The organism is Paenibacillus cisolokensis, from assembly GCF_018403665.1.
In the GTDB taxonomy this organism is placed as follows: Bacteria; Bacillota; Bacilli; order Paenibacillales; family Paenibacillaceae; genus Paenibacillus_AH; species Paenibacillus_AH cisolokensis.
In genome coordinates, this window is sequence record NZ_BOVJ01000194.1 from 1 (window position 1) to 7,790 (window position 7,790).

The window sequence follows — 7,790 nt, forward strand, 5'->3', positions numbered from 1 at the left end:
ATATCATTTGTCCCAGCTGAAAGGAACGGACGCCGCCGCTTACGAGACGGTCAAAGCTTTCGTCGAAGGCAATTTCGAGACCGGCGTTGGTCAGTTTCGTTATGATCGTTAACGGAGGATCGTTAGTGGAAGATAGTTAACGGAGGATCGTTAACGGAGGATCGTGAATGGAAGCCTCAATCGCAGCCTGCATGTCCGAACACGCGGTTTGCCGCTAACCAATCGTCAGCATAGCGGACAAAGCGCAACCCTCGCTTGGCCCATTCCTTATCCAGGTCGTCCAGCAGCTGTAAGCGATCGCCTGCCCGGTCAGGCTTTTCGGCAACGTCCGGGAGCGCTGCTGCTTCAACCACGCCGCATACGCCTCATAACCCTCCTTTTTCAAGATGGTTTTTAGTTGGACAGGCAGCCGAAAACAAAAAAAGGCGCACCACAACTAAACCCAAACCATTTTTGAAAATGGATGAGTCCGTTTGTCGCAACGCCCCAAATTAACGCAAGCGAATGGATATGGTCGCCCAATTCGCCTCCCGGCTGTCATTCATGCGGATAAGTCACCCCGCCGTCGATATCGGATCATGGGTGCCGGCGAGGATCGCCGACCGGTCAGCCGGGCAGCGATTCCTTGAATCTGTCCTTCAGCCAGCGCTTTCTCGCTTCGCGCCAATTCCCGTTGCGGGCGAGACTGCCGATCCGCCAATACAACGGCGGGTGGGCCATGAATTGAAATTCGAGAAATCTCCAGAGCCACGAATCCCGTTCCAGACTCGAAGCGCTCGAAGCGCGGCTCTTAGACGAACGGCCGTCGGTCATGCGGTGCGCCATCGATTTCTCGAGATCGCGGTCCTGGGCGGCCGCCAAATCCGTCAATCCTTGCGCCATCTGCATGGTTCCTCCGGAAAGCCAAGTTGCGCCGGTAAAATCCGCTCTCACCTCCGTCCACTGGGCGATAAAGGAAAGATACATGGGGAAAACGAGCATGAAAACATAAATCAACAGAAACATCGCGATTTTGAAATTTTCCGCGAGCCACTTCAGTTGATCGAAAAACAGATACGCCATACCGGCCAGCAATCCGATAAAAAGGAACCGCGCCAGCTGATTCGTCAACACATCGCGCTTGCGGATATGGGCCGCTTCGTGCGCCAATATCGCTTCGACGGACGGGGACGGCAATTGCAATGTGGCTGTCGTCAGCATAATCGCGCCGCGTCCGATATTCATCCCGGTGGCAAAGCCGTTATAATCCGGCGAATCGACGGAAAACAAGCGGGTATGGGGAATGCCTGCTTTTCTGAAAATCGTTTGCGCCCGCTCAAAAATTTCCCCTTCCGTGATCGGTTCGGCATCCGTCGCGGCGATTAACACCCGATCCGAAACGTAGAAATTCAAAACCCACCATAACAAGACGAACAGGCCGACAGCCCATGCCGGCGCTTTAAGCCAAAGCAAAATCGCCAAAAGTCCGGTATAGGCGGACACGCCTTTAACGGTTGAGGCATAATAACCTTTCCAAAACAACCGTTTCAGCACGGCAGGGTGCCACAAAGGCAGCACTTTTTTCTCTTTCCCGCCGGTCCCGTCCGAAGCGGAAGCGAATGGAGCAAGGAGCCGGTGCCAATGAACGGCGTGATCCGGCGACAAGTAAATCGTTTCCCCGGGAAACGAAAGCTTCAGCACTTGTCCGAACGAACGGGTATAATCCTGATGCGAAGACATGAACGTAAAAAGCGGATGCAGCCTGAGCAGGTCGGGAGACGACCAGACGCTTGCCTCTTTCAATTCCCGGAGCGGAAAATCCCTCGGCTGAAACCGGGACAGCACGACAAGATGTTCCTCCTCCGGAAGCCAATACAGGCGGGCGGAATAAAAATTCGCCGCCCGTTCTATCGTCTGTATCGATACGGAAATCATCATAAAGACGATAAACACCTTCAATGCCGCATAGGTTTCAGGCGCCAGCCCAAAAAACAGCACCGCCCCCAGACTGACCAAGCCGGTCAACGCGACATCCGCCGCCAATCGCCTCGCATCTTTGCGCTGAACGATTTCGACCGCCCGGACTTCCTGCAGTTTTGCCGGAGCGCCATTCGCATCTCCCGTTTGTTTCGATCGATCAACTCCGAAAAAGCGGCATATGCATGGGCGCCGATGGCCGTCAGCAGTATCGCCTGTCCAACCGGAAAGCGGACGAACAACCCGGTCAGCGCCGCTGCCGCCAACAAAATTTCCGCAGCGGTTGCGGCTTTTTTCGGCAGCCAGACCGAAACGACGTTCATGATGACGGCCAGCGCAACGACCGATATCATGGCCAGATTATCGGGCAAAATGTTCATCCCTTCACCCCTTTTGAACAGGAATCATCGTATCCGCCAGCGCTTTGAACTCATCCAGCGATAAGTTAGGATCGATAAACAAGACAGAGTAATTCAGCCCCTGTTCCTGCCAAACGAGCGAACGGAAATCATTCATTTCCATCCATACCCCTGCTTGGCCGCGAATCTTGACAGGTTTCTCGCCGGGAAGGGCCGCGGATTGCTCTTCCCCTTCGGAATCTTCCTGAGACGGAAACACGGACATCGTGAAATAAGGAACCCCGTCCTTCCGGTAATCCAGATTCACCTCATTTCGTTTCAGCTCGCCTTGCAATTCCGTCAATTCGATGCGGGAAATGGCGAGTCCGTCCTTTTCGGGAATATGGAGAAACGTTTTTCCGATGCTTTCAACCGCTTCCTCCATGGTGATTTCGCGGGTTGGATTCATTTCGTTCAAATCTTGAATTTCAACGTCTTCGGGAAGTTCAAGCGCAAACGTATCGGCCGGAATATCCGGATTCAGCTCCACTTTGGTGTATGTCGTTTCCGTTCGAATGTTGCCGGATGTCGAAACCGATTTTAAAACCATCCAATTTTCCTTGTCGATCCACAGTTCCTGATCCCCTAACAACGCGGTGCTGTCTTTCGCCTTGGCCATGAGCCGGTACGTTGTTCGGCCGGCAATTTCTTCTTCCCCGCGGGCGGAAATCTCATGGGTTTGCTGAATCATTTGCAGCAGCTGCTCGGCTTGCTTTTTCGGCGACGTTTGTCCGATTTGGAGCAGTTCCGGATCATCGCTGACCATCGCCTGCTTGAGCTCAGGCATATAGATGATCAGCCGGGCGCCGTCATGGACGGTAACCGTCTTCCCGCTTCCGTCCTGAGCCTCCGCCTCGGTCCGCCTTTTGCCGTCCTTGCTCGCCCATTCTTTCATGAGGATCAGCTCCGGCTCTTTTCCTGTCCCATCGGTAGTTTTCATTTCAACTTCGACGTAATGCGCGCTAGGTTCATGCGATCGATCCAGCGCATGTTGAAGAACTTGTTCCGGTAAAAAGTCCGGGTTGGACGAACAGCCGAAAAGTCCGATCGTCATTAGCCCGATCAAGCCCAAACATCCTTTTTCTTTATCTTTGTCATGTCCGTTCACCTTCTTCGTTCATTAAGGGCAGGCGGCAGATTACGCAAGTGCCGATATTCTCCTTGGAATAAATCGCAACGTCGCCGCCATGCTTCTCCAAAATTCGCCTCGTAATGCTAAGTCCAAGGCCGGCCCCGCGGGCAGCTTGTTTTCCTCGAGCCGGATCTGCCTGGTAAAGCGGATCGAACACGTGCGGAAGCTTGTCTGGCGCAATGCCCTCTCCTTCATTTTGAACGATAAAAAATACGCTGTCCGGCGTATCCAACCGGGCCTCTTCTTTCACGAAATCGAACAGCCACTCCATGGGGAGGCGATCCGACGAAGCGGCCGCAAGCCAGATCCGCATTCCCGTTTTCGTATGCCGCAGCGCATTGCTCATCAGATTGTTCGCGACGCGGATCATTTGATTCGGGTTCACCCGGACATTGCCACTCACATCGCTGCGAACGAGGAGCTGGATATGTTTTTCTTTGCACAATGGCTCATAATCGGAAACCAGCATGTCGAAAAATTCACCGCCGTCCACTTCCACCAGTTCGATCTCATAGGTAGGCGACTGCAGCAAGGTATACATCAATAAATCGTCCAGCATCTGTTTCATGTGGTTGGCTTTCTCGACGATAATGCCGCGGTACTCTTCCCGCTCGCTCGCGGACAACTCCTGCTCCGAAGCCAGCGACTCGGCATAAGCGCAGATCGACATCAGCGGCGTTTTCAAGTCATGGGAAATGGCCGCAATCATGAATTCTTTTTCCCGCTGCTCTTGCGCGAGCTTTTTTCTTGCAGCCTCGATTTGCCTGCGCATTTTGTGAAAGTGTCCGGTTAATTGTCCGATCTCGTCTTTCCCCCCGGGCAATTCCTGGACGGTGTCCCCTTTGGCGAAAGCGGTCATTTGCCGCATCAAATGAGTCAACCTGCTGTTTAACTTGCGATTGACCCCCATCACGACGGCCAAGTAGATCAGCGTAAACAAGCCTATAAAAACGCCGGCCACGAGCCAACCGCGCTGCGATACGCCCGAAACCCATTCGTCGCGGCTCAATTGGATGTCGAAAAACCCGACCAGTTCGGGGCCTGAAAAAACCGGCTGCTTGTAGCCGTAAGCGCGGTAGCCTTGTTGCAGGGAATACAGATTTTCGTACAATTGTTTCCTGCCAAGTGAAAATTGCGGCGAAACGCGCAAAGGATCCGAAGTGTAGAGCACAACACCGTCGCGATTATAGAGAACGATCGAAACCTGCGGTTGAATCAGCTTTTCAACTTGCGCGCGTTCCGCGTTTATTTCATACCATTTCGGATCGTCCAAAACGGAGATCAAGTATTGCAAATGAGCCTGTTTTTGCACGTATTCTTCCACATTCAAATCTTTATGATAGGCCTGAACCCAGACGAACAGGACATACGCGGCGGTCAAAGGGAGAATCATGACGATAAAATAGGACAGCAACAGCCACGTTTTGATTTTCATAGCGGTTCACCGATAAACCGGTAGCCTTTTCCCCACACGGTCTGGATAAACCGCGGATTTTTCACCGGGTCGGCAAGCTTTTCCCGAAGCGATTTAATGTGGACCGTGACGGTATGCAGTCCTGCCGCGTCCGCTTGCTGCCAAACGTGCCGGTACAATTCGCTTTTGGAAAAGACCGTTTCGGGATGCTGCGCCAGCACGCTCAACAAATCGAATTCTTTGGCCGTCAAAGCAATTTCGGAGCCGTCCAGTTCAGCCTTCTGCCTGTCCCAATACAAGGTCAGGCCGCCCATGTATTCGGTTTTGTTCTCCGGCGCCGGTTGCCCTTTGTAACGCCGCCACCGGCGAAGCAGCGACTCCACGCGGGCTTTAAGTTCCGCCAGGCTGAACGGTTTCGTCAAGTAGTCGTCTGCGCCGAGATGAAGGCCCTTCACCTTGACTTCGTCTTCTTTGCGTGCGCTGATGATCAGGATCGGGACGTCGCTTTTCCAGCGAATATTTTTGCAAAGGTCAAAGCCGTCCATCTCCGGCAGCATCAGATCGACGAGTACAAGATCGTAAGATTGCTTTAAAAAATCTTCCCACCCTTCCAGACCGCTCGTCGACCACGTCACATGATAGTTTTCCCTCCTTAACGTATCGCGAACAACGCGGGCGATTTCCGGATCGTCTTCTACCAGCAGCAGGCTGCCCTTCATGAATGCTCCCTCCTGTGTCCCAATGTAACATATCAGGTTTTGATCATCGCAAATTATATACTTTCTTTATAATTGATCCGTATGTCCGAAATTTCCCTAACCGCGTAAAATGTATACAAGCGGCCTCCGTTTGATGCCGTGCGCGTTTTTGACACCATTATTTTTAATCCACCGCCGCCTTTTTCAGCAAGATATGGGCAAGCATCTGGCGGGAGGACTACTTTTCATTTTACCAAAGCGCTAAAAAAAGAGGGGCGATCCCCAGGTCATTCAAGACCTATTGGGATAGCCCCTTCTCCTGTTCCGGCCTATCGGTCCGGACGTCTATAGCTTCGCAAGATCGTCCCGCAGCTTGCGGAGAGACTGCGGATCGGCGCCGTCTTCCAGGGAAGCGATCTTCCCTTCGACGAACGCAGCGGCATCTTCCTTGAGCCGGGCCGACGCCGCGGCGCATAGACGCTCCCAATGTCCGGCGTACAGCTCCTTCCATTCCGCCTCGCGGGCCGACGCCCACGATTGCAGCGGTTCCGCCAGCAGCTTCTCCAGCTCCTGGCGCAGCGCCGCTTTGCCGTCGCCTTCGAAGAAGTGACGCGGCGACTTGAACCGGCTCCACAGCCACTTGGCCTCTACCGCGTCGGTCGTCCAGTCGGCCGGCGGCTCCGGCGTCGGCAGCTCTTCCGGAGCATACGGCGCAGGCGCATATCCGCTCAGCTCGGCGGCGAGCTCCCCTGCCGCCCGGCCGTAGGCTTCGCCGCACAGCGCGGTAACCGTCTTCTCCATCCGCAGCGATGTCGCGAGCAGCTCCTGCGACAGCTCCGTCTGCAGCAGCCGTTGCAGCTCGAGCCACGCCAGCCAGAGCGTCTTGCGCATATCGCGGCCGTCGTCCTGCAGCGCGGACGGATTAAACGCCAAATTGTAGAAATCGCCGAACCGGAACCGGATGCGCTGCAGCACGTAGAACAGCAGCTCCCGCAGCTCGTCCGCCATACGGGACGGCACCGGTTCGACCGCCAGTTCGGCCGCGCGGCGCGCCGCGAAGGAAGCCAGGCTTCGCCATCTGCGGCGCTCGGCTTCCCGCGTCGCGGCGTCGCCTTCCGCCGCCGCGAGCCAGTCCGCAATCGTCGACCTCGTCCGCTCCAGTTCCTGCTCGGCGGCCGATAGCGCGACTTGTCCCAACTCGCCGCGGGTAAAGCCGATGAACGCGTCTTCGAAAGCGGCGAGCCCCGAGCGCGCCAGCCGCTCCCGGTCGCCTGCGAGCTTGGCGTCGAGCGCCTCGAGGCTCGATACCGGGAACAGCCGCGGGAAGCGGATGCCGTGCTCCAGCAGGTTGCGCTCGACATGCGCCAGCACGCCCTGCAGCTCTTCGGCGGAAGCGGCAAGATCGGCGGCGTTGACGAGGAAAAACATTTTGTCTAGCTCGAACTGGTCCTTCACCCGGCCGAGCTGCGTCAGAAACTGCCGGTCCGCCTGCGAAAACGCGTGGTTGTAGTAGGTGACGAACAGCACCGCGTCCGCGTTTTTAATATAGTTGAACGCGACATCGGTATGTCTGGCGTTAACCGAGTCCGCGCCCGGCGTATCGACAAGCACGATGCCCTGATCCGTCATCGGGCAGCGGTAATGCAGCTCGATTTCGCGGACGAAGCAGGAACGCGATTCCTCCGCTACGAAGCGGCGGTACTGCTCCCGGTCGGCGGCCAGCTCCCGGCCGAGCAGCGGCGCATTCTCCTCCCAGCCCTGATGCGCCGCTTTCAGGAAGCTGTAATGCGGCCGCGCGCCGGCGCGAACGGCTTCCGGCGACAGCGACGCGATCCGCCGCAGCAGACCGGCCTCGTCGACGCCGTCCACCTCTTCGCCAAGCAGCGCGAGCGAATAGCGCAAATCGCTCAGCATCGCCTCGCGCGTCTTCATGACGACGCGCGCCGTGCCGTGCGGAAACGATTCCGCCGGCGGCACGATGCGGTTGATCGCCGCGGTCGTCGGATTCGGCGATACCGGCAGCACCGGCTCGCCGATCAGCGCGTTGGCGAGCGACGACTTGCCCGCGCTGAACGCGCCGAACAGCGCGATCGTGAAGCGGCTGTGCGCGAGCCGCTCCGCGCGGGCGCGCATGGCGGCCGCCTGCGTGCCGAGCGCCGGAACGGCGCGAGCAGCTCGGCGGCCCGGCCGAG

At 56.4% G+C, this 7,790-nt stretch carries 7 protein-coding genes; all 7 read right to left on the minus strand.

Annotation, left to right across the window (positions count from 1 at the left end; translation table 11 throughout):
• Positions 1-176 precede the first annotated feature (176 nt).
• Positions 177-353, minus strand: a complete 177-nt coding sequence (locus PACILC2_RS23215) for a hypothetical protein (RefSeq protein ID WP_213531163.1) — start codon at positions 351-353, stop codon at positions 177-179.
• Between the two features lie 253 nt (positions 354-606).
• On the minus strand, positions 607-2,022 hold the full coding sequence (locus PACILC2_RS23220) for a M56 family metallopeptidase (protein ID WP_244863782.1): 1,416 nt from the start codon (positions 2,020-2,022) through the stop codon (positions 607-609).
• Positions 2,001-2,336, minus strand: coding sequence for a hypothetical protein (locus PACILC2_RS27545; RefSeq protein ID WP_244863783.1), 336 nt, complete (start codon positions 2,334-2,336; stop codon positions 2,001-2,003). Before PACILC2_RS27545 ends, PACILC2_RS23220 begins: the two co-directional genes overlap by 22 nt.
• Before the next feature lie 4 nt (positions 2,337-2,340).
• The gene (locus PACILC2_RS23225; protein WP_244863784.1) at positions 2,341-3,249 is read right to left on the minus strand and encodes a LolA family protein; all 909 of its coding nucleotides are present in this window, start codon (positions 3,247-3,249) and stop codon (positions 2,341-2,343) included.
• A gap of 199 nt (positions 3,250-3,448) precedes the next feature.
• Positions 3,449-4,921: a HAMP domain-containing sensor histidine kinase gene (locus PACILC2_RS23230; RefSeq protein WP_213531165.1), complete on the minus strand. Its 1,473-nt coding sequence runs from the start codon at positions 4,919-4,921 to the stop codon at positions 3,449-3,451.
• Positions 4,918-5,619: a response regulator transcription factor gene (locus PACILC2_RS23235; protein WP_213531167.1), complete on the minus strand. Its 702-nt coding sequence runs from the start codon at positions 5,617-5,619 to the stop codon at positions 4,918-4,920. The genes PACILC2_RS23230 and PACILC2_RS23235 overlap by 4 nt, the downstream gene beginning before the upstream one ends.
• A 324-nt stretch (positions 5,620-5,943) precedes the next feature.
• The coding region (locus PACILC2_RS23240; RefSeq protein ID WP_244863785.1) for a dynamin family protein at positions 5,944-7,790 on the minus strand (1,847 nt) is incomplete at its 5' end.